General features: G+C 74.7%; 19 protein-coding genes and 1 pseudogene. 8 read left to right on the top strand and 12 right to left on the bottom strand.

Annotation, left to right across the window (positions count from 1 at the left end; translation table 11 throughout):
- Positions 1-153: 153 nt before the first annotated feature.
- Positions 154-1047 carry a 4Fe-4S domain-containing protein gene (locus tag ACIRRH_RS16205; RefSeq protein ID WP_403067137.1) on the bottom strand — a complete coding sequence of 298 codons (894 nt, stop codon included), beginning with the start codon at positions 1045-1047 and terminating at the stop codon, positions 154-156.
- A gap of 217 nt (positions 1048-1264) precedes the next feature.
- Here ACIRRH_RS16205 and ACIRRH_RS16210 point away from each other — a divergent pair, with 217 nt between their 5' ends.
- Entirely contained in the window at positions 1265-2047 is a 783-nt protein-coding gene (locus tag ACIRRH_RS16210; protein ID WP_403067139.1) for an SGNH/GDSL hydrolase family protein, read from the top strand.
- A gap of 7 nt (positions 2048-2054) precedes the next feature.
- On the opposite strand, the gene ACIRRH_RS16215 is transcribed toward ACIRRH_RS16210, so the two are convergent.
- Complete coding sequence (locus tag ACIRRH_RS16215; protein WP_403067423.1) at positions 2055-2414, bottom strand: DUF2809 domain-containing protein; 360 nt, start codon at positions 2412-2414, stop codon at positions 2055-2057.
- A 360-nt stretch (positions 2415-2774) separates the two neighbouring features.
- On the opposite strand from ACIRRH_RS16215, the gene ACIRRH_RS16220 reads away from it, so the two are divergent.
- Positions 2775-4220 (top strand): DUF2252 domain-containing protein, encoded by a 1446-nt coding sequence (locus tag ACIRRH_RS16220; protein ID WP_403067141.1) that lies wholly within the window; start codon positions 2775-2777, stop codon positions 4218-4220.
- An 81-nt stretch (positions 4221-4301) separates the two neighbouring features.
- Here the strand turns inward: ACIRRH_RS16220 and ACIRRH_RS16225 are convergent, their stop codons facing one another.
- The 4 genes from ACIRRH_RS16225 to ACIRRH_RS16240 all read right to left on the bottom strand — a co-directional run bounded on the left by ACIRRH_RS16225 (position 4302) and on the right by ACIRRH_RS16240 (position 7706).
- A complete protein-coding gene (locus ACIRRH_RS16225; protein ID WP_403067143.1) occupies positions 4302-4997 on the bottom strand; it encodes an alpha/beta fold hydrolase in 696 nt (231 codons plus the stop codon).
- A 28-nt stretch (positions 4998-5025) separates the two neighbouring features.
- Positions 5026-6561, bottom strand: coding sequence for an MFS transporter (locus tag ACIRRH_RS16230; RefSeq protein WP_403067145.1), 1536 nt, complete (start codon positions 6559-6561; stop codon positions 5026-5028).
- Positions 6558-7121 (bottom strand): helix-turn-helix domain-containing protein, encoded by a 564-nt coding sequence (locus ACIRRH_RS16235; protein ID WP_403067147.1) that lies wholly within the window; start codon positions 7119-7121, stop codon positions 6558-6560. Before ACIRRH_RS16235 ends, ACIRRH_RS16230 begins: the two co-directional genes overlap by 4 nt.
- A 189-nt stretch (positions 7122-7310) precedes the next feature.
- On the bottom strand, positions 7311-7706 hold the full coding sequence (locus tag ACIRRH_RS16240) for a hypothetical protein (RefSeq protein WP_403067149.1): 396 nt from the start codon (positions 7704-7706) through the stop codon (positions 7311-7313).
- Between the two features lie 347 nt (positions 7707-8053).
- Between ACIRRH_RS16240 and ACIRRH_RS16245 the strand changes: the two genes are divergently transcribed.
- Positions 8054-9304, top strand: a complete 1251-nt coding sequence (locus ACIRRH_RS16245; protein WP_403067151.1) for a DUF5685 family protein — start codon at positions 8054-8056, stop codon at positions 9302-9304.
- Between the two features lie 7 nt (positions 9305-9311).
- On the opposite strand, the gene ACIRRH_RS16250 is transcribed toward ACIRRH_RS16245, so the two are convergent.
- Both ACIRRH_RS16250 and ACIRRH_RS16255 read right to left on the bottom strand, forming a co-directional pair.
- On the bottom strand, positions 9312-9509 hold the full coding sequence (locus tag ACIRRH_RS16250; RefSeq protein WP_403067153.1) for a hypothetical protein: 198 nt from the start codon (positions 9507-9509) through the stop codon (positions 9312-9314).
- Positions 9502-9645: a hypothetical protein gene (locus ACIRRH_RS16255; RefSeq protein ID WP_403067155.1), complete on the bottom strand. Its 144-nt coding sequence runs from the start codon at positions 9643-9645 to the stop codon at positions 9502-9504. Before ACIRRH_RS16255 ends, ACIRRH_RS16250 begins: the two co-directional genes overlap by 8 nt.
- 346 nt (positions 9646-9991) lie before the next feature.
- On the opposite strand from ACIRRH_RS16255, the pseudogene ACIRRH_RS16260 reads away from it, so the two are divergent.
- The 3 genes and pseudogenes from ACIRRH_RS16260 to ACIRRH_RS16270 form a co-directional block, all read left to right on the top strand.
- Positions 9992-10222, top strand: a pseudogene (locus tag ACIRRH_RS16260) (DUF1348 family protein); the annotation flags it as partial.
- Between the two features lie 129 nt (positions 10223-10351).
- Positions 10352-11419 (top strand): TolB family protein, encoded by a 1068-nt coding sequence (locus tag ACIRRH_RS16265; RefSeq protein WP_403067157.1) that lies wholly within the window; start codon positions 10352-10354, stop codon positions 11417-11419.
- Positions 11420-11549: 130 nt separating this feature from the next.
- Complete coding sequence (locus tag ACIRRH_RS16270; RefSeq protein ID WP_403067159.1) at positions 11550-12617, top strand: trypsin-like serine peptidase; 1068 nt, start codon at positions 11550-11552, stop codon at positions 12615-12617.
- A gap of 59 nt (positions 12618-12676) precedes the next feature.
- Here the strand turns inward: ACIRRH_RS16270 and ACIRRH_RS16275 are convergent, their stop codons facing one another.
- Together ACIRRH_RS16275 and ACIRRH_RS16280 are read right to left on the bottom strand one after the other, a co-directional pair.
- Positions 12677-13261: a hypothetical protein gene (locus tag ACIRRH_RS16275; RefSeq protein WP_403067161.1), complete on the bottom strand. Its 585-nt coding sequence runs from the start codon at positions 13259-13261 to the stop codon at positions 12677-12679.
- A gap of 59 nt (positions 13262-13320) precedes the next feature.
- Entirely contained in the window at positions 13321-13842 is a 522-nt protein-coding gene (locus ACIRRH_RS16280) for a MarR family winged helix-turn-helix transcriptional regulator (RefSeq protein WP_403067163.1), read from the bottom strand.
- Here ACIRRH_RS16280 and ACIRRH_RS16285 point away from each other — a divergent pair.
- Entirely contained in the window at positions 13828-14826 is a 999-nt protein-coding gene (locus ACIRRH_RS16285; RefSeq protein WP_403067165.1) for an MFS transporter, read from the top strand. The genes ACIRRH_RS16280 and ACIRRH_RS16285 overlap by 15 nt on opposite strands.
- 15 nt (positions 14827-14841) lie before the next feature.
- Here the strand turns inward: ACIRRH_RS16285 and ACIRRH_RS16290 are convergent, their stop codons facing one another.
- A complete protein-coding gene (locus ACIRRH_RS16290) occupies positions 14842-15726 on the bottom strand; it encodes an alkaline phosphatase family protein (protein WP_403067425.1) in 885 nt (294 codons plus the stop codon).
- A 338-nt stretch (positions 15727-16064) separates the two neighbouring features.
- Between ACIRRH_RS16290 and ACIRRH_RS16295 the strand changes: the two genes are divergently transcribed.
- Entirely contained in the window at positions 16065-17327 is a 1263-nt protein-coding gene (locus ACIRRH_RS16295; protein ID WP_403067167.1) for a serine hydrolase domain-containing protein, read from the top strand.
- 116 nt (positions 17328-17443) lie between these two features.
- Here the strand turns inward: ACIRRH_RS16295 and ACIRRH_RS16300 are convergent, their stop codons facing one another.
- Positions 17444-19813 carry an ATP-binding protein gene (locus tag ACIRRH_RS16300; protein WP_403067169.1) on the bottom strand — a complete coding sequence of 790 codons (2370 nt, stop codon included), beginning with the start codon at positions 19811-19813 and terminating at the stop codon, positions 17444-17446.
- Between the last annotated feature and the right edge of the window lie 116 nt (positions 19814-19929).

Consider the following 19929-nt stretch of genomic DNA (forward strand, 5'->3'; position numbering starts at 1 on the left):
CCTTCGTTCCCAAGGCGGCTGCCCCGGCGGCACCGTTCGCACACCCGGGCCGGCGCTCCCAGCGGTCGCACGCCCCCGCGCACCCGGCGCAGGCACCGGCGCACAGGGCCTCCGGCGCACCGGGCCCCGGCCGCTGCTACCGGCGGGCCGTCGCTACCAGCGGACCGCACTGAAGTCCACGGGCACGGGCCGCAGCTCCCGGCACCGCTCGGCCAGCGCCCGCAGCCGGCGGTCCGCCTCCTCGGCGGGCATCCGGCGCCGGTCGCCGTGGCCGGGCAGCAGCCACTCGAAGCGCAGCACGCCGAGGCCGCGCCGCAGCGAGGCGGCGAGCTCCTCGATCGAGTACCAGGTCACCGACTCCACCACCTCGATGTCCCCGGTGGTGCGGGACCAGTACATGCTGTCGCCGCTGAAGCAGTACCGCTCGTCCGCGAGGAAGAGCACGCTGCCCCGGGTGTGGCCGGGGAACGGGTGGGCGACCAGGCCGGGCGAGATCTCCGTCGGCCCGGTGCCGCGCAGCACCCGGTCGGCGTCGGGGGCGGCCTCCAGGTCGCCCTCGTGGATCCAGAGCCGGGCGCCGAACCGGTCGGCGTACGCCCGGCCGTGCGCAGCGTGGTCGCGGTGCGTGAGCAGGACGTCGGTGACCGGGCCGAGCGCGGTGTACCGGGCCGCGAGGGCCTCGCTGTAGCGCGGCGTGTCGACCATCACCCAGCCGTTCGGGCGGCGGCAGAGGTAGGAGTTGGCGCCCGCGGTGCGGCGGGAGTTGCGACCGAGCAGCAGCAGGTCGTCGGCGAGGGCCAGCGGGAACGGGTCCCCGGCCGGGTCCAGCGGCCCGGTGCCGGGGCGGATGGAGCGGGTCGGGCAGGCGTGGGCGGCGGCGAGCAGCTGCCGGCGCTCGGCCTGGTCGCGCGGCTGGCGGACCAGCTCGGAGCGGCCCCCGTGCTCGCGGATCAGGCCGGGCGCCAGCTGCCGGGCGACGTCACAGTTGGTGCACCGGTCGTCGATGGACCAGTTCTCGGGCCGTTCGGAGCGCGGGTCGGTGGTCATGGATGCCTTCCCCCAGAAGGACGGCGGCCGGAGCGACCGCTCCCTTCGAGCATCCGCCGGACCGGCCGGAAAGCGGAAGGGGGTGCGGATCTTGTGCTTTCCGGGGACGGGGCCTCTGTGGGCGGAAGCGGCCGACGAGGGCACGTGGCCCATCTCACGTGCCGCCGGGGTCACCTACGGTGGCGTAGGTCACTTGATTGGGTGAACTATCTCTTTCATGCCGAATCTCCAGGAGACCCTTGACCTTGATTCGTATGCCGCTCTCGGGGACAGCTTCACCGAGGGTCTGAACGACCCCGGCGTCGATGGCAGGTTCGCCGGGTGGGCCGACCGCCTGGCCGGAATACTCGCCGACGGGCGCCCGACGGGCGCCTTCCGCTACGCCAACCTCGCGGTGCGCGGCCGGCTGCTGGACCAGATCACCGCCGAGCAGGTGCCGCAGGTCCGCCGCCTCCAGCCCGACCTGGCCACCTTCTGCGCGGGCGGCAACGACATCCTCCGGCCGGGCAGCGACCCGGACGAGGTGGCCGAGCGCTTCGAGGCCGCCGTCGTCCAACTCGCCGAGAACGCCGGGACAGTGCTGATCTGCACCGGCTTCGACACCAAGGACGTGCCGCTGCTGAAGCACCTGCGCGGCAAGATCGCCACCTACAACGGGCACGTGCGCGCCATCGCCGACCGCAACGGCTGCAAGGTGGCCGACCTGTGGTCGCTGCGCGCGGTCCAGGACCGCCGCGCATGGAGCGAGGACCGCCTGCACCTGTCCCCCGAGGGCCACCAGCGGGTCGCCCTGCTGGCCGCGCGCTCGCTGGGCCTGCGCACCGAGCAGGACCCGGAGGCCCCGTGGCCGGACGCCCGCGCGCTCACCCCCGCCGACCAGCGGCGGGAGAACATCCAGTGGGCCCGCGAGCACCTGCTGCCCTGGGTCGGCCGGCGCCTGCGCGGCGAGTCCTCGGGCGACCACGTCGAGCCCAAGCGGCCGGAGCTGCTCCCGCTCTGACGGATCGTCAGGCCGATCCGCCGGGTGCCGCGGCCCGGGAGGTCCGCAGCACCCGGTGGAACACCCCGGCGCAGCCCGCGCCGACCAGGTACCAGAGCAGGTCCGGCGGGTTGAAGGTCGAGCCCAGCACCAGCCGGGCCGGCGTGCTGTGCCGCCCCCAGTCGTCCGGCAGGCCGGTGAGCTGGAACAGCTCCACCGCCCAGCTGAGCCCGGCGGCCAGGACGGCGGCGCGGCCGGGGCGCACCCTCGGCACGGCCAGCACGAGCAGGGCGTACAGCAGGACGGTGTAGAGCGCGTCCCCGGCGTACTTGGCGAAGTCCCCGCCCAGCACCGCCCGCACGCCCAGCCCGGCCGCCACGGTCAGCATCGCCGCCGAAGCGGCCGCCAGGCGCGTGCGCCGGTGCACCCGAAGACCGTTCCCCCCGAGATCGTCCACCCGCCCCACGCTACCCCTTCACCCCACACACCCCTCCCCGCCCCCGCGCCATGTCCGGCCCCGTGCACCACCCTTCGCGCCACAAGCGAACCCCCGCCCCCGGTCGTTCACCCACGCCACAGCGCCACCCCCACGCCCCACACGCCCCCCTTCGCCCCCGCGCCACCCCTTCGCGCCACAAGCGGACCCCCGTCCCCCGGAACCACCGCGCACCGCCGTACGTCACTCCCCCCGACGAACGTCCGCGCAGGTCGCGGGCGGGGTGAGGACCGGAAGGGACGGGCAGGGAAAGTGGCGCACGTGGGTGGGGCCGAGGCGGCCGAGGCGCAACCGCGGCCGACGGCGGGGCGGGACGGGCGGACCCGGCGCGGGTTCGCGGTGGCCGGGTTCGCCTCGGCGCAGGACGGGCAGGCGCGGGCGCGCGGCAAGGAGCTGCGGACGCAGGTGCCCCGGGAGCGGCACGCGGAGTTCTCCCCCGCGCCCGGCCGGCCGACGGCCGTGACCGCGCTGGAGGCCTCCAACTCGGGCCGAATAGCCCGACTGGTACCGATCCGGGTCGGCCGGATGGCCGCCAGTCCGTTCGCGTTCCTGCGCGGGTCGGCCGGGCTGATGGCCGCCGACCTCGCGGGCACGCCGGTGACCGGGGTGGGCGCGCAGCTGTGCGGGGACGCGCACGCCGCGAACTTCGGCCTGTACGGCGACGCCCGCGGCCAACTCGTCCTGGACATCAACGACTTCGACGAGACCGTCCCCGGCCCCTGGGAGTGGGACCTCAAGCGGCTCGCTGCCAGCCTGGTGCTGGCCGCCCGGGAGGCCGGGGCGAGCGAGAGCACCGCGCGCGAGGCCGCCCAGCACGCCGCCGGCTCGTACCGCCGGACCGTGCGCACGCTCGCCAAGCTGCCCGGGCTGGACGCCTGGAACGCCATCGCGGACGAGCAGTTGGTCTCCTTCGCCGAGGCGCACGACCTCGCCGACGTACTGCGAAAGGTCGGCGCGAAGGCACTCGGCAACACCAGCGCGCGGTTCGCCGCCCGCAACACCGCCCGGACCGCGGACGGCGGTTGGCGCTTCACGGCCGCTGCCCCGGTGCTCACCGAGGTCACCGACGCGACCGCCCGCGCCGTCGCGCACGCGCTCGGCCCGTACGTCGAGACGGTGCCGGCCGAGGTGCGCACCCTGCTGTCCCGCTACCGGGTACAGGACGTGGCGTTCCGGGTGGTGGGCACCGGCAGTGTGGGCACCCGCTCGTACGTGGTGCTGCTCACCGACCACCGGGACCAGCCGCTGGTGCTGCAGGTGAAGGAGGCCCGCCCCTCCGCCCTGCTGCCGTACCTGCCGAACGGGCCGCAGCCGGCGGACGGGCACGAGGGCCGCCGGGTGGTGCTCGGCCAGAAGCACATGCAGGTGGTCAGCGACACCCTGCTGGGCTGGACGACCGTCGACGGACTCCCCTACCAGGTGCGGCAGTTCCGCAACCGCAAGGGCAGCGTCGACCCGGCCGCGCTGCTGCCGGCCCAGCTGGACGACTACGCCCGGATCACCGGCACCCTGCTGGCCCGGGCGCACTCGCACACCGCCGACCCGGGCCTGCTGGCCGGGTACTGCGGCAAGAGCGAGGCGCTGGACGAGGCGGTCGCCGCCTTCGCGGTGGCCTACGCGGACCGCACCGAGGCCGACCACGCCGACCTGCTGACGGCGGTGCGCAGCGGGCGGCTGCCCGCCGAGCACGGCGTCTGACCCTTCCGGCAGAAGCGGCCCGGCAGCTCACCGGGGCCAGGGCGTGTCTGACAATTGGCGTCGCGCGCCCGACGGGAATTGTCAGACACGCCCTAGAAACGGCGCCACCGCGGCGACGAACTCGGCGGGCCGGGCACCGTGCACCAGGTGCCCGGCCTCGACGGTGACCAGGCGGCAGTCCGGGATCAGCCGGGCGAGTTCGGCGATCCGCTCCTGCGGGACGGGGCTGGCCGGGCCGCCGGCCACCGCCAGGGTGCGGGCGGTGATCCGGGCCAGCCCCGCCCGCCAGGCCGGGTCGGGAGCGTCGAACTGGGCCTTGACCGCCCGGACCATCGCCCAGTCGAAGTGCACGTCCTGCGCCGGGTCCTCGGGCAACACGCTCACCGGGCGCGGGTACAGCGCGGGGATCTCCTCCAGGACCAGCCGGTCGACCCGCTCCGGCGCGGCCTCGGCGAGCAGGTGGGCGACGGCGCCGCCCATCGAGTGGCCGACCAGGTCGACGCGGGCGAGCCCGAGGGCGTCGAGGAAGGACAGCACGTCGTCCCGCATCGCCTCCAGCGAGTAGGCGGCGGTGCGGGCGCTGTCGCCGTGGCCGCGCAGGTCGAGCGCGAACACCCGGTGGGCGGGGGCGAGGTCGGGCAGGACGGTGTCCCAGTCGGCGGCGCGCTCGCCGAGCGCGTGCAGCAGGACCAGGGGCGGTCCGTCGGGCCGTCCGCTCTCGCGGTAGGCGAGCGTCACCCCGGGCAGGTCCACGGTCCGGTTCCGTACGTCGGTCATGCCTGCCACGGTACGCACCGACCACCGCCTAGCGGACCGGCGTTCGCCCTCGGCTCAGCGCGACCGGTCCGTCTTCTCGCTGTTCCCGGGCCGTGGCTCGGCCGGCGAACACCGAGGCCAGGACGGCGAGTCCGGCCACCGCGGCGCACACCACGCTCGCGGTCAGGAAGGCGGAGCGGTGCCCGCCGCCCCCGGCGGTCTCCCGCAGATAGACCCCGGACAGTGCCGAGACCGCGACGGCCGCCGCGATCCGCTGGGCCATCTGCAGGATCGCCCCGCTCACCCCGGCCGCCTCGGCGGGCGCGTGGCGCAGCACGTACGCCTGGTTGGTGGAGCCCATCAGGCCGACCGAGGCGCCGCCGAGCAGTTGCAGCAGCGCCAGCAGCCAGGGCAGGACGGTGACGGGCGCCCAGAGCGCGAGCAGTCCGCTGAGCAGTATGGCGAGCGCGGAGCCGGTCATCCCGACGGTGACGGTGCGTCGGCCGTAGCGCTGGACGACCCGCCAGGCGAGCGCTGAGGCGACGCCCATGGCCACGGCGGAGGGCAGGGCGACCAGCGCGGCGCCCATCGGGGAGAGGCCCAGGCCGTCCTGGAGGAACATGGTCAGGACCAGCGAGGCGGCGAGCGAGGAGCCGAACTGGGCCATCGCGGTGGCCGTCCCGAGCGCGTACGGTGCGGAGCGGGTCAGGGCCGGGTGGATCAGCGGGTGGCCGCCGGTGCGGGCGTAGCGGCGCTGCCACCCGGCGAGCGCGCCGAGCAGCAGCAGGGCGGCGGCCGCGAAGGCGAGCCAGCCGGTCCAGCCGGGCGGCCGGACGAAGGGCAGCATCAGCGCCAGGGTGAGCGCCCCGACCAGCAGCAGGCCGAGGATGTCGAGGTCGGCGTTCCGGGAACTGGGGCGGGGCTTCGGCAGGTGACGGGCCGCCAGGGCGACGGTGGCGAGGCCGAAGGGAACGTTGAGCAGGAAGGTCAGCCGCCAGCCGTGCTCGGGGCCGGCCAGGGCCAGTACCGCGCCGCCGATCGGCGGTCCGAGCGCGAAGGCGAGGCCGCCGGTGACGGCGTACATGCCGAGGGCGCGGGCCCGCAGCTGGCCGTCGAAGACGTCCTGGAGGGTGCCGATCATCTGGGAGTTGACCAGGCCGGCGCCCGCGCCCTGGAGCAGCCGGGCGGCGACCAGCACGCCGGGCTCGGTGGCGGTCGCCGAGACCAGGCTGACCAGGGTGAACAGGGCCAGGCCGGTGACGAAGAACCACTTGCGGCCCTTGACGTCGCCCAGCCGCCCGCCGGGGATCAGCGCGAGGCCGAAGGCGAGCGAGTAGCCGGCGACGATCCACTGGAGGTCGGCGGGCCCGGCGTGCAGGGTCTCGCGCAGGGCGGGGATGGAGGTGTTGAGGACGGACTGGTCGAGCAGCGTGGTGAAGCCACCCGCGACGCAGACCAGCAGGACCCGGCGCCCGGCGGCGTCGAAGCGCTCCTTGGATTCCTCGGGCTGCTTGCTTTCCATGGGCTCCTCGGGCTCCTTGGGCTCCTCGGGCTCCTCGGCTATCGGGCCGGTGGCGGCGCTCACGGCTCGACCACCACCAGCGCGTACCGGGCCTCGCCCGGGCCGAGGCTGCGGAAGCGGCTGGTGCCGCCGACGTAGCGCAGGCAGTCGCCGGGGCCGAGCGGCTGCGCCGCGCCGTCCACGGTCAGTTCCAATCGCCCCTCGAACAGCCAGAGGTGATGCTCCCGGCCGGGCGTGCAGGCTCGGTCGTAGGCGATGTCCGCGCCGGCCGGCAACCGGCCCTCGATGATCTCCGCCCGCAGCGAGCCGTGCGGCGGCGAGACCGAACGGCGGACGAACCCGGTCGTCTCGTCCCGCCACACCTGCTGTTCCCCGGCCCGCAGCAGCGGGGCCGGGCCGGACTCCACCTCGGCGAGCAGCCGCGACATGGTGCGCCCGTAGACGGCGCACAGCCGCCCGAGCAGCGCGGCCGTCGGGCTGACCTCCGCCCGCTCCACCCGGGACAGCGTCGACCGGCTGACGTCCGCCAGCCGCGCCAACTCCTCCAGGGTCCACCCGCGTTCCAGCCTCAGCTCGGCGAGCCGTTGCGCCAGCCGCTCGTCGGCGGCCGTTTCGATTCCCATATTCGCGATGCTATCCCGGATGTGAGATCCACTCACCGAGCCGGGCACACGACTCCGCCTGGCCGGCGCCACCGAGTGGCGGGCGTCGGCCGAAACCGGCCGACCGCAGCCGCGGAAGGTGTGGAGTCACACCTCCACGACCGCGGCAGCCGCGTGGCAGGCGGGCGGCGGTTCGCTGTCCGGGTCGCGCTACCCGCGGACGACCAGTGCCACGAACGCCACCACTGCCGCCGCACCCGCCAGGGGTACGGCCAGCGCGAACCATGCGCCGGGCCGGTTGCCGCGGGCCGCGAAGGAGGCGACGAACAGCAGCAGGGCCGCCGGGATGAACACGAACATTCCCACGATGATGCCGATCAGCGCCCAGACCAGCAGGCCCGTCCCGACGGAAAGGCACACCCGGGCGAAGGTCTTCGGACTCTCCCGAAGGGCGAGCGGGGAGGCGGCCACCATCGCGGTGATCGCGAAGAGCGCGCCGAAGTACGTCGCGACGGCGATCCCCAGGCCCGCCCCGATCACCGCCACCACCACCGCGGCCACGGCCCACCCCCATTGGCAGGCCGGCACCCGCCGATACTCGGTCACCCGCGACACCCCCCTTTGAACGCGTTCAATTGAACGCGTTCAAGATACGCCATCCACGCGACGGCGCAAGAGTCGAGGAGCGAACGGGATCGTGGGGAGGAAGCCGAGTACAGACGCCTGCCGACTGTCGGGGGCGGGCCGCTCCACGGATCGGCGCCCGAGTCGGAGGTGTCCTGCCCGGCGCACCCGGCAGCCGGGGCGGGGCGCGCAGCGGTCGGGGCGGGGCGCGCGGCCACCCCTTCAGCCGGGTCGCGGCTTGACGGACCTTCGGCCCGGAAGGGGCGCCGATCATATGATGTGCGGCGAATCGTGGCCGGTCGGCGGCCCGTGAGGCGAGGGGGACCAGCGTGTTCGGCATCATCAGACCGTGCAGGCACCGATTGTCCGAGCACTTGCAGACCTCCTGGATGGCCCACCTGTGCGGGCTCTGCCTCGCACTGCGGGACGACCACGGGCAGCTCGCCCGGACGGCGACCAACTACGACGGCCTGATCATCTCCGTGCTGGTCGAGGCCCAGGCCGCCCGGGAGGACTCCTCCCGGCGCCGCACCGCCGGGCCGTGCCCGCTGCGCGGCATGCGGACCGCCTCCGTCGCCAAGGGAGAAGGCGCCCGGCTCGCCGCCGCCGTCTCGCTGGCGCTCGCCTCGGTCAAGATCCGCGACCACGTCGAGGACCGCGACGGCGTCTTCGCCCGCCGCCCGGTCGCCGTCGGGGCCCGTGCCGTCACCCGGCGCTGGGACCGGCAGAGCACGGGCAGCGCCTCGACCGTCGGCTTCGACACCGCCGTGCTGCTCGACGCGGCCCACCGGCAGGGCGAGTTGGAGCGCTCGCTGCGGCCCGGCGGGTCCGTCCTGCTGGTCACCGAGCCCACCGAGACCGCCACCTCGGCCGCCTTCGCGCACACCGCGGTGATCGCCGGGCGCCCCGGCAACGCCGCCCCGCTCGCCGAAGCCGGCCGGCTGTTCGGCCGGCTCGCCCACCTCCTCGACGCCGCCGAGGACCAGGCCGCCGACGCGGCCTCGGGCGCCTGGAACCCGCTGACCGCCACCGGCACCGACCGCGCCGAGGCCGAACGGCTCTGCCGCGACGCCGTCCACGGCATCCGGCTCGCGCTGCGCGAGGTCGAACTGACCGACCGCGCCCTGGTGCACGTGCTGCTCGCGCACGAGACCGAGCGCGCGGTGGAGCGGGTCTTCGGGCACTCCCGGCACACGGCGAGCTGCCGCCGCCCCGAGGCGGCGGGCACCGCCAGCGGCGAGCACCCGCACCAGGCGCCGCCGCAGCAGACGCCGCCGGACCAGGCGCCGGTCCCGCCGTGGGTGCCGCAGGGCCCGGGCTTCACCCCGCCCGGCGAGAAGCCGCCGAACCCGCGCAACCTGCTCGCCGGGTGCGCGATGTGGGCGCTGATGGCCTGCAGCTGCCAGCTGCTCTGCTGCGACCACAACGACCCGTTCAGCCGTGAGCGCCGCAAGGGCTTCTGCGAGCGGCACGACGTCGACTGCCCCGACTGCTGCGACTGCTCCGGCTGCTGTGACTGCTGCAATTGCTGTGACGGATGCGACTGCTGCGACGGCTGTTGCTGCGACTGCAGCTGCTGACGGACGGTCAGTCCTCCGGCGCCGCGCCGGCCCTCCCGCTCCGACCGCCCGGCCCGCCCTGACCGTCCGCCACCGGCCCGGGGTGCCCCCGCAGCACCCCGGACCGGTCCGCGTTCCGGTGGCCCTCGGCCTCGGCCCGCCGCCAGAGCGGCAGGACCGCCACCGGCCGCACCGCCACCGGGCGTAGCTCGGCGCACTCAGGCATTGCGCCCCGCCACCTTCCGGTCCACCGCCAGCGAGTCCTCCAGCCGTGCCAGCAGCTGCCGGAACCGCTCGGTGTCCTGCTCCGTCATCCGTCCCTCGGGCAGCGCCCCCGGCCGTTCGACCACTCTCTCGTCCATACGCCCGAGGCTAGGCGGAGGTGATCAACAGGCGATAAACGCGCGTTCGGCCGAAAAGCACCTGCCCGGGACGGTTCGGCCCGCGACGATCGCACCTCATGACGCCCCATCGGGACCACCCGACGCCGCAACTCCCCCGCCCGGTAGCCCTGGTGACGGGAGTGGGCCGGACGGTCGGTATCGGCGCCGGGATCGCCGGGCGGCCGGCGGCCTCCGGGTGGGACCTCGCCTTCACCAGATCTATCCCAGGATGCCCCCGGTTTCAGCCGGGGGAGGAATGGGGGACTCGGAGCCGCGCAGCGGCGGAGTTCTCTGTGTGGCTATTCTGGCCTGCACTTTCTTTCGTTACGGCGGCGACCGCATCGCGGTGCGCTTCGCTTACGAGTGGCACGACGACGCCGGCCGCTGGTACCGCTCCTACGGCAACGAGAACTGGGAGTTCGACCGGAACGGCCTGATGGCCCGCCGGTACGCCTCCATCAACGACCTGCCGATCGGCGCCGAGGAGCGGCTGTTCCACTGGCCGCTCGGCCGCCGCCCCGACGACCACCCGGGCCTCACCGAACTCGGCCTCTGAACGACACCCCCGCGGGGCCACGGCGCACCCGCGCTGTTCCACGGCTGTGACGCGGCACGCATCCACCGCTGACCTCGCCCTGCGAGGCTCCCCGTCGGAAGCGAACAGCACCCGAGGGGGACCTGGAAGATGTCCGTGCACAACAGCTCCGCGCGAAACCGGTTCGGCACCACCGCGGCGATCGCCCTGGTGGTCAGCGTCGGCGCCGTCCTGGTCTCCGCCTGTGGCCCCGAGAACGGCGACTCCGCCCCCACCGCCGCCCCGACCGGCACCTCCCCCGGGACGGCGGCGCCGGGGACGACCGCGCCCGGCGCTCCCGCCCCCTCCGGCAGTGCCACGCCCGGCGGCAAGGTGGTCAACGGCACCTCGGCCGCCAACCACCTGACCATCTCCACCGGCACCAGCACGGTCGCGCTGAACGGCGCCACCGTCGACTTCGGCACCGTCGTCCGCGACCTGGCCTGGTCCCCCGACGGCAGGAAGGCCGCCTTCGTCAACGGCAACGGCGACCTGATGACCGCCAACCCGGACGGGAGCGGCAAGGTCCTCCTCGCCAGGAACCCCGGTGGCGAGACCTGGTCCCACCCGACCTGGCAGCACGCCACCGCCGACCCGAGCGTCACCGCCGGCGCCGAGGCGCTGGAGCGGTACGCCGCCATCGTCTTCACCTCCGAGAAGGGCGGCACGCTGCGGCTGGCGAAGGCCCTCACCAAGTCCCCCGGCGCCACCCCCGAGGTACTCACCCCGCGCATCTCCGAGGGCGGCGGCGATCCGCTGCCGCAGCCGCCGCAGACCGGCAACACCTGGGCCAACGCGGGCGGCCACCGGGGCGAGATCGTCTACGCCAACACCCCGGCCAACGAGGTGTACCTGTACGACGACTACATCCGTCCCGTGACCCGGGACCTGGGCAAGGGTTCGCAGCCGGCCCTCTCCCCGGACGGCGAGCACGTCGTCTTCGTCCGCTCGGTGAACGGCCACGACCACCTGTTCACCCGCTCCGCGCAGAGCGACCAGAAGGCCGAGAAGGACCTCACCCCGTCGGCCACCACGGACTACACCGAGCCCGCCTGGTCCCCCGACGGCAAGACCATCGCGGTCCGCACCCCCGACGGCATCAGCACCCTGCCCGCCGACGGCTCGGCCGCACCGACCCAGGTCTCCACCATCAAGGGCCTGCCGTCCTACAGCCCCTGATGGCCGGTCAGCCACGGTGGCGGTCACCGATACGAGGCCGAAACGCCGTTACCGGAACCTGATCCTTTCGACGGCGGACCGAAACCCGCTCCACACGGAAGCCTGACGTCCCGCGCCTACGGTGCCGCACATGCCGAAGACACCTGGAACGTCAGCCACCGACCGCACACTGCCCCGCAGGCTCGCCGCCGTGGGCGCCCTCCTGCTGAGTGCCGCCACGGCGGCGGCGCTGCTGCCGAGCACGGCCCTCGCCGCGGAACGGGAAACCGTCACGACGCACGCCGGCGCCGTCACCGCGCAGGAGCGCGACCGGATCGACGCCTACTGGACGCCCGACCGGATGAGGCTGGCGGGCGCCATGGTCCCCGAGATCACGCCCGTCCCCGCGGACGACAACACGCCCGACGACCCGCGGCCGCTGCCCGCGGACACCCCCGACCCCGGGGCCGTGTGGACCCACGGCGGAGCGGTGAACCGGAGCGTCGGGCGGCTCTTCTTCACCTTCTCCGACGGCTACGACGGCAGTTGCACCGCGACCGTCGTCAACAGCTCCAACCGCAGCACCGTCGTCACGGCGGCGCACTGCCTGCGGGGCGTCGGGGCCCCCACGGCCGACGACACCTGGAACCACAACCTCTACTTCGTGCCCGGCTACCGCAACGGGACCAAGCCGCTCGGCGGCTTCAGCATCAGGACCATGGCCACCTCCTCCCACTGGGACGCCGCTCCGGGCGGCACCGGGTCGGACGACGTCGCCGTGGCCGGCCACGACACCGGGGTCCTGGTCGCGAACCGTTCGGCCGAGGGGCGGCGGATCGCGGACGTCACCGGTGCCCAGCGGATCGCATTCACCCCGCCCGCCGAGGGCGAGTTCGTCCACGCCTTCGGGTATCCGAAGGACCGGCTGAACGATCCCGACGGCAAGTACACCGGTTCGCGCATGATCCACTGCGCCGGACCGGCCCGGCCCGGCCCTCTGGCCCCGCTGCTGTGGGGCGAGCCCTGCGACATGTCGCACGGGGCCAGCGGCGGCCCCCACTTCACCGGGTTCGACCCCGGCACCGGGACCGGCACCCTCGTCGGCGTCACCACCACCTCCGAGGAACTCGCGGGCGGCCCGGTCAAAACGGCGTACGCCACCCGCCTAGCGGACGGCGCCCACCGCCTCTACGACTGGGCGCAGACCCGGGCGGTCTGACCCCCGACGCCCCGCCCGTCGGCCCGGTCGGCGCTTCCCGCCGGCCGGGCCGGCGGGCCCTACGAGGGCTTCGCCAACTCGGCGCGCAGCTCGGCCAGGTGTTCGTCGGCCGACTCGTGCGGCAGGAACTCGACCACGTCGAGGAAGCGGAACAGCACCCGGGTCTCGGTGACCGCGTACTCGTAGTCGCCGAACCCGACCACCGCGCCCGCGCCGCCGCGCGCCGCACCCCGGACGGCGGCCGAGGTCAGCTCGTCGGCAGGGCCCTCGGCGCTCGCCCGCCGCCGGGCGTTGGGGCGCGCCAGGTACGGGCAGACCATGGCGGCGTAGAGCATGCAGGCCCGGTGGCCGGGGCCCTCCATGGTGGGCGCGAGGTTGCGGTACGGCTGCCCGGCCGCGAGCGCCCCGGCGATCGCCTCGCTCTCGGCGGCGCCGACCACCCGCCACACCGGTCCGCGTTCCATGAACCGCCCGCACACCGAGCACCGGCGCTCCAGCGCGCAGTCGGCGCTGCGCCCGTGGTCGGTCAGCGCGAACTGCGGCACGTCGCCCTGCCACGGTGTGATCGCGGGCACCGGGTAGCCCCGCCCGTCCCGGGGCCGAGCCCCCACGCCCTCCGGCACCGGCACACGTTCGAATCGCACGCCCCATCGATACCAGGGACGGGCACCACGGGTCGACCCCGGCGGCCGGGACCGGGGTCCTACCCCTCGCCCTCCTGAGCCAGCATCACCTTCCGCAGCAGGTCCGCCAGGGCGCGCCGCTCCTTCTCGGACAGCACGCCCAGCAGCCGCAGCTCCTCCCGGCCCACCACGTCCAGGGCCTCGCGCCAGGCGGCCCGCCCGGCCTCGGTCAGCACGATGTCGACCTTCCGGCGGTCCTCGGTGGACGGCGTGCGCAGGACGAAGCCGCGCCGCTCCAGGGTCTCCAGCCGGCCGGTGACCGAGGCCGGGGCGAGGTTGAGGTCGGCCCGGAGGTCGGAGGGGGCGGCGTGGCCGCCGCGGCCGGCGAGCACGTGCAGGGTGTCGAACTCGTGCTTGTGCAGGCCGTAGTCGGCGACGCCCTGTTCGCGGACCCGGCCGAGGTGGCGGGTGAGCCGCGACATCCGGGTCACGGAGGCCTCGATGTCCGGGTCGAGGCCGGGCAGTACCGGTTGCCAGCGGTCGACGTGGCCGTCCGTCCAGTCACGGGGCGGGGTGTCCTGCTGGTGGTGGTGCTCGGCCATGGAAGGAGTCTACAAAGCCTGAAGCGACGGCAGCAAAATATTCGTTGCCAAAATGTCGCGGCCACCGTCCGGGGCGAGCTGCGACTGCGGGCCAACGCCCTGCTCGGCGCCGCGACCGGCGCCGCGCGCCTCGGCGGCCCCGCGCTGGCCGGGCTGCTGGTGTACACGGCGGGGCCCGGCTGGGCGTTCGTGCTGGACGGCGCCTCCTTCGCGGTGAGCGCCGCGCTGCTCACCCGGCTCACCGTCGACCGCGCCCAGAGCGCTGAGAGCGCCACCGCCGAACCGCGCTCGCTGCTCCGGGACCTCGCCGAGGGCTGGAGCGAGGTGCGCTCCCGGGACTGGTACTGGACCAGCCTGATCGCCCACGGCGTGTGGAACGGCGCGAGCGCCGTGCTGCTCACCCTCGGCCCGCTGATCGCCACCACCCGCCTCGGCGGCGACGGCGCCTGGGTGGCGCTCACCCAGGCCGGGGCGGTGGGTCTGCTGGTCGGCTCACTGATCGCCGGACGCGTCCGCCCCCGCCGCCCGGTGCTGGCCGGCAACCTCGCGCTCGCGCTGTACGGGCTGCCGCTGCTCGCGCTGGCCGTCCCGGCCCCGGCGCCCCTCGCGGTGGCCGCGCAGGCGGTGGCGATGGCCGGGCTGGGCTTCCTGAACCCGGTGTGGCAGACAGTGGTGCAGCAGGACGTCCCGGCCGGGGCCCTGGCCCGGGTCACCTCGTACGACTGGCTGCTCTCGCTGGGCGCGGCCCCGCTCGGGTACGCCCTGGCGCCGCTCGCCGCCGACGCCTGGGGCAGCCGGGTGCCGCTGCTGGCGGCCGCGGCGCTGGTGACGCTGGTCTGCGCGGGCACGGCGGCGGTGCCCGGGGTGCGCAGGCACAGCGCGCGGCCCGCGACCGGGACCACCTCCGACACCGCGCCCGAACCGATGGCCGAGCGGCCACCGGCCCGGGCTCGGGCTCGGGCTCGGGCTCGGGTCAAGCCCTGATCACCGTGACGTGGCTCAGTTCCAGATGCCGGTGATGTCGGCGGCGGAGGCCGCGTTGCCCGCGTGGCCGGCGGCGCCGGCCAGGTCCTCCAGGGTGCGCAGCACGTTGTAGTGGTTGTAGGTGGTGGAGCTGCTGCTGCCGGGCGTCACGTGGGCGCCGTAGATCACGGTCGGGATCCGGTTGCCGGACAGCTTGTTGTCCTCGTCGAAGGTGACGACCAGCAGGCTGTTGTGGGTCTGGGCCCAGGCGGCGTACGCGCCGAGGTTGTTCTTGATCCAGGTGTCGCCGGTGCCGACCGAGCAGTCGTGCATGTCGCTGCAGAGGTTCGGCACCACGAAGGAGACGTTCGGCAGGGTGCTGTAGTCGGTCGGGAACTGGGCGAAGGTCTTCGCCGAGCTGAGCGGGACGTTGCCGAAGCCGAACCACGGGTTGTGCTTCTGGGCGTAGCTGCCGCTGCTGCACACGGTGCTGCCCTGGCTGGGCAGGGACTCGTTGTAGCTGGCCCAGGTCTTGCCGGCGGCGATGACCTCGGAGGCGAGGTTGGCGGCCTGGAAGCCGCCGACCGTCACACAGCTGTCGTCGACGGTGCCCTGGGTGGAACCGGAGAACAGCGCGTAGTAGTTCGGCTCGCTCGGGTGGGTGATGCCGAAGGACTGGGTGAGGTTGGCGCCGCCCGCCTTCAGGGTGTTGTTGATGTACGGGGCGCTGCTGCTGCCGATGACCTGGGTGTAGGCGTGGTTCTCCATCACCACGACGACGATGTGGTCGGGCGTGGGCAGCGCGGCGGCCTGGGCGGTGGTGGCGGTGGCCGCCCAGAGGCCGGCGGAGGCGGCGACCAGGGCGACGGCGGAACCGATCGCGGTCGCGGTGCGGCGGGAGCGGGGGTTCAGGGGCTTCATGGACGAAGTCATGACAATTCCTCGGGTAGCAGACGGCCCGGCGAGCCGGGCCCGGGACGGGAGGTGCCTCCGCGGCCGGCGAGGGGAGCACCGGAGCGCGCCGGAGTGCGCGAAAGCGCCCGAACAGCATGGGGCGCGTCCGTCGACGCGGGTAGACGACGGCAGGTGAAACCTTGGCCCCGGAGCGGGAAACGAACGGTGCGACCGCCGAACTCGCCACCGACAACGGGAAATACGGGCGAACCGGTTCACATTGCCATCAACCGCCCGGGCTGGTGATAGTGATCTCCGAACGACGCGGTCCGACACCGCGTCAGCTGACGAGAGAACCGAGGAACATGGCGAAGACCAGCCTTCTGCGTCCGCTCGCGGTGGCCGCCGCCGGCGCCGTCCTGGTGGCGACCGGTGCCCTGCCCGCCGCGGCGGCCGGCCAGGCCACCACCGACGCGCCCGCCCCCGACCTCGCCGGTGTGCGCGCCGCCCTCCAGGCCACCACGACGGCCGGTGCCCCGGGCGCCTTCGCGGTGATCCGCGACCACGGCGGCGCCGACCGGACCCGCTCGGTGAGTGTCGGCCTGGCCGACCTGGACGGGACCCCGATGAACTCCTCGTGGAGGTTCCGGGTCGGCAGCAACAGCAAGATGTTCGCCGCCGTTCTCGTGATGCAGCTGGCGGAGGAGGGCCGGATCGACCTCGACCGGCCGCTGCGCGAGTACCTTCCCGAAGGCACCCTGCCGGAGGCCTGGACCATGACGGGCCGCCAGGTGCTGGAGCACCGGGCCGGCGTCTACGACCACACCAACGACCTGCTGGAGCAGGCCGGTGAGGAGACCACCAGCGCGTTCGAGGCGCGCATCCGCACCAAGGTCTACGACCCGCGCGAGCTGGTGGCGATGTCGGTCGGGCACGGCGTGCAGTACACCCCCGGCAGCCGCTACTCCTACTCCAACACCGACTACGTGCTGATGGGCCTGGCGGTCGAGCACCTCACCGGCCGGCCGTACCCGGAGGTGCTGGACGAGCGCATCATCCGGCCGCTCGGCCTGCGCGGGACCTCCTTCGTGGTACCCGCCCAGGAGATCCGCGGCGCCCACGTCACCGGCTACCTCACCAACGACGACCGCGGCAAGCCGCTGCTGGACTCCACCGAGCAGACCGGCTCCTGGGTGTGGGCCGCCGGAGCCGTCATCTCCACCGCCGGGGACCTCGACCGCTTCCTCGGCGCGCTGATGGCCGGCAGCAACGGCGGGCTCGTCTCGGACGCCTCGCTCCGGCAGATGACCGCCGCCCTGCCCACCCCCACCCCGAAGATCGCCTACGGCCTGGGCCTGCGCCGCGTCTCGCTCTCCTGCGGGGACGTGTACGGCCACGGCGGCATCGTGCAGGGCTTCAACAGCCAGTCCTTCACCACCCCGGACGGGCGGCGCAGCGTGGTGCTCTTCGCCAACGCCTCCAACAACGGCTCGGTGACGCAGGGGCTGATGAACACCCTGGAGCCGGCCTTCTGCGGCAAGCAGCCCGCTGCCGCCCCGCGGACGGCCTTCGCGCCGGCCTCCGTCCCGGTCGGCTCGCTGCCGGTGGTGGAGGACACCCGGATCTGACCGGCCGTTCGGCCCGTGCCCGCTTCCGGTTCGACCGGGGCGGGCGCTGTCATGGCCGGGCACGGGTCGCTACCGGACCGGGCCGGCCACCGGGCGCGGTCCTCGTCGAGCGCCGCTCAGTGCCGGCCGGCGCCCGCCGAGCGGGGGCCCTCCGCGCTCAGGTCGGTGAGCGCCTCGGTGAGCAGCTCGCGGGCCTCCTCGGCGCGGCCCTGCTCGATCAGCGCGGTGCCCAGTTCGGTCAGCGTCTTGGTCATGCTGTCCGGGCGGCCCACCGCCTCGAAGTGCACCAGGGCCTGCCGGTAGGCCTTCTCGGCGGCCGGCCAGCGCTTCGACGCCGCGCGGTCCAGACCGAGTTCGTGCGCGGTCATGGCCGCCAGCAGGTGGATCAGCGGCGAGGACCAGCGCTCCACCAGCTCCAGCGCCCCGGCCAGGGCCCGCCGGCGCGAATCCGCCGCCTCCTCGGCCCGGCCGGACTCCCGCAGGCAGTTGGCGGCGCCCCGCAGGGTGACCAGCCGGCCGATCATCGCCGAGCGGTTGGCGACCTCGGCGAAGGCGTCCGCCGCCCGGTGGAAGGCGTCGGTCGCCTCGCGGTAGCGCTGGAGGTAGCGCAGGCCCGAGGCGAGGTAGGTGAGCGCCCAGCCCTCCTGCTCCCGGTCGCCCACGGCGCGGGCCAGCTCCAGCCCCTCGGTGGCCAGTTCGACACCGCGCTGGTAGCGGTGCAGGCAGGTGACGTACGTCCAGGCCAGGTAGTTGACGTGCACCGCCTCGATCTGCCTGTCCCCGATCGCGCGGGCGGCGTCCACCGAGAGCTGGAACACCTCGGCCCAGATGCCCCAGCTCAGCAGCCGGTCGGAGAACCAGTGCATCGCCTCGGCGGTGTCCACCACCTCCTGGTACCGGCCGGCCCGCTGCGCCTGGTGCAGGGCGGCCAGCCACTCCGGGTACTCGTACTCCAGCCAGGCGGCCGCCTCGGTGAGGTGCGCGGTCGCGGAGCCGCCGGAGCCGGTCCCGTCCGTGGCGTGGTCGGGGTCGAAGCGCAGTCCGTAGGCGGCCGCCCGGCCGAGGATCCGGCGGCCGGCCCCGGTGCGGGCCTCGGCCAGCTCCTGGGCCGTCTCGTCGGCGGCCAGCCGCTCGCCCGCGTAGAGCCGCACCAGGTCGTGCAGGCGGTAGCGGTCCGGGGTGGCCGGCTGCACCAGTCCGGCGTCGACGAGCTGCTCCAGCACCAGCTCGGTGCGGGCCGCCGACCGGCCCGCGTAGGCCGCGGCGATCTCCGCGGTGAAGTCCTGCCCGGCAGTCAACGCGCAGCGCCTCAGGACGAGTTGGGACTCGGCGGGAAGCCGCCGGTAGGACAGTTCGAAGGCCGGGCGGACGGCCAGGTCGCCCGTCTCCAGCAGGTCCAGCCGGTTCTCCTCGGCGGCGAGCTGGCGCACCAGGTGGGCGACCGGCTGCTGCGGGCGGGCGACCAGGCGCTGCCCGGCGATCCGCAGCGCGAGCGGCAGGTAGCCGCAGAGCCTGGCCAGCTCGGCGGTGGCGTCGGGTGCGGCCTCGATCCGCTCGCGGCCGGCGATCCGGGCCAGCAGGACGGCCGCCTCGGCCGGGGACAGCACGTCCAGGTTCAGCCGGTGCACCGACTCCAGGCCGGGCAGCACGTTGCGGCTGGTCAGGATGGTCACGGCCGGGCCGGAACCGGGCAGCAGCGGGCGCACCTGGCTCTCGTCGGCGGCGTTGTCCAGCACCAGCACGAGCCGCCGCTCACGGACCAGCGCCCGGTAGAGGCCGGCCCGTTCCTCCGTCCCGGCGGGCACCGCGGCGTCGGCGACGCCCAGGGCGCGCAGCACCTGTCCGAGCGCGTCCCGGGCGGACAGCGGCTGCGGGGACATCCCGCCGAGGTCCAGGGAGAGCTGGCCGTCCGGGAAGCGCGGGGCCAGGGCGTGGGCGGCGTGCAGGGCGAAGGAGGTCTTGCCTAGGCCGGGCTGACCACTGATCAGCACCACGCGCGGGTGGGCCGGCTGCTCGTCCTCGGCCAGGCGGTCGAGCAGGGCGAGGGCGTCCTCCCGGGCGGTGAAGTCGGCGATGTCGCGGGGCAGCGCGAGGGCGCTCTGGCCGGCCTCGGCGGGGGCCGTGGCCGGGACATCGGCGCGCGGCGCGTCCTGGTGGGCGGCTTCGCGCGGGGCGGACCGGCGGGGCCGGTCCTGGCTCCCAACGGGCGCCGAGCCCGGCCGTGCCCCGCGCGGGCGGCCGGACTGCGCGGCCCGGTCCAGCGCCTGCGCCTGCGTCCCGCCCAGCCCGAGCGCCTCGGCCAGGGCCCGTACGGTGCGCCGCTGCGGTCCGCGGGTGCGGCCGCGCTCCATGTCCCCGAGGGCGCGCAGGCTGACCCCGGCGGCCGCGGCGAGCTCCTCCTGGGTCAGGCCCGCCGCCACCCGGTGCCCGGCCAGCAGACGGCTGAACTCGTTCGCGTCCGTGTCCGTACCGCCCCCGGCCGCCATGCCCCGCCCCCAACTCCGTCGGTCCTGCGCAGTTCCGCACTTCCGCCTGGAGTCGCCTCCGGCGGTTCGTTCCAGGCAGAAGTATGCCCCGGTCGAGGAGTTCCTCCTACTCCGCT

Origin of the sequence: Kitasatospora sp. NPDC101235 (assembly GCF_044767505.1) — a bacterium.
Taxonomy (GTDB): Bacteria; Actinomycetota; Actinomycetes; order Streptomycetales; family Streptomycetaceae; genus Kitasatospora.

Coding starts and splice junctions, on each gene's coding strand:
- ACIRRH_RS16265 (WP_403067157.1), top strand. CDS start 10,352: ATGTCCGTGCACAACAGCTCCGCGCGAAACCGGTTCGGCACCACCGCG.
- ACIRRH_RS16215 (WP_403067423.1), bottom strand. CDS start 2,414: ATGCTGACCGTGGCGGCCGGGCTGGGCGTGCGGGCGGTGCTGGGCGGG.
- ACIRRH_RS16280 (WP_403067163.1), bottom strand. CDS start 13,842: ATGGCCGAGCACCACCACCAGCAGGACACCCCGCCCCGTGACTGGACG.
- ACIRRH_RS16225 (WP_403067143.1), bottom strand. CDS start 4,997: ATGACCGACGTACGGAACCGGACCGTGGACCTGCCCGGGGTGACGCTC.
- ACIRRH_RS16205 (WP_403067137.1), bottom strand. CDS start 1,047: ATGACCACCGACCCGCGCTCCGAACGGCCCGAGAACTGGTCCATCGAC.
- ACIRRH_RS16235 (WP_403067147.1), bottom strand. CDS start 7,121: ATGGGAATCGAAACGGCCGCCGACGAGCGGCTGGCGCAACGGCTCGCC.
- ACIRRH_RS16270 (WP_403067159.1), top strand. CDS start 11,550: ATGCCGAAGACACCTGGAACGTCAGCCACCGACCGCACACTGCCCCGC.
- ACIRRH_RS16300 (WP_403067169.1), bottom strand. CDS start 19,813: ATGGCGGCCGGGGGCGGTACGGACACGGACGCGAACGAGTTCAGCCGT.
- ACIRRH_RS16210 (WP_403067139.1), top strand. CDS start 1,265: ATGCCGAATCTCCAGGAGACCCTTGACCTTGATTCGTATGCCGCTCTC.
- ACIRRH_RS16290 (WP_403067425.1), bottom strand. CDS start 15,726: ATGAAGCCCCTGAACCCCCGCTCCCGCCGCACCGCGACCGCGATCGGT.
- ACIRRH_RS16255 (WP_403067155.1), bottom strand. CDS start 9,645: ATGGACGAGAGAGTGGTCGAACGGCCGGGGGCGCTGCCCGAGGGACGG.
- ACIRRH_RS16295 (WP_403067167.1), top strand. CDS start 16,065: ATGGCGAAGACCAGCCTTCTGCGTCCGCTCGCGGTGGCCGCCGCCGGC.
- ACIRRH_RS16250 (WP_403067153.1), bottom strand. CDS start 9,509: ATGCCTGAGTGCGCCGAGCTACGCCCGGTGGCGGTGCGGCCGGTGGCG.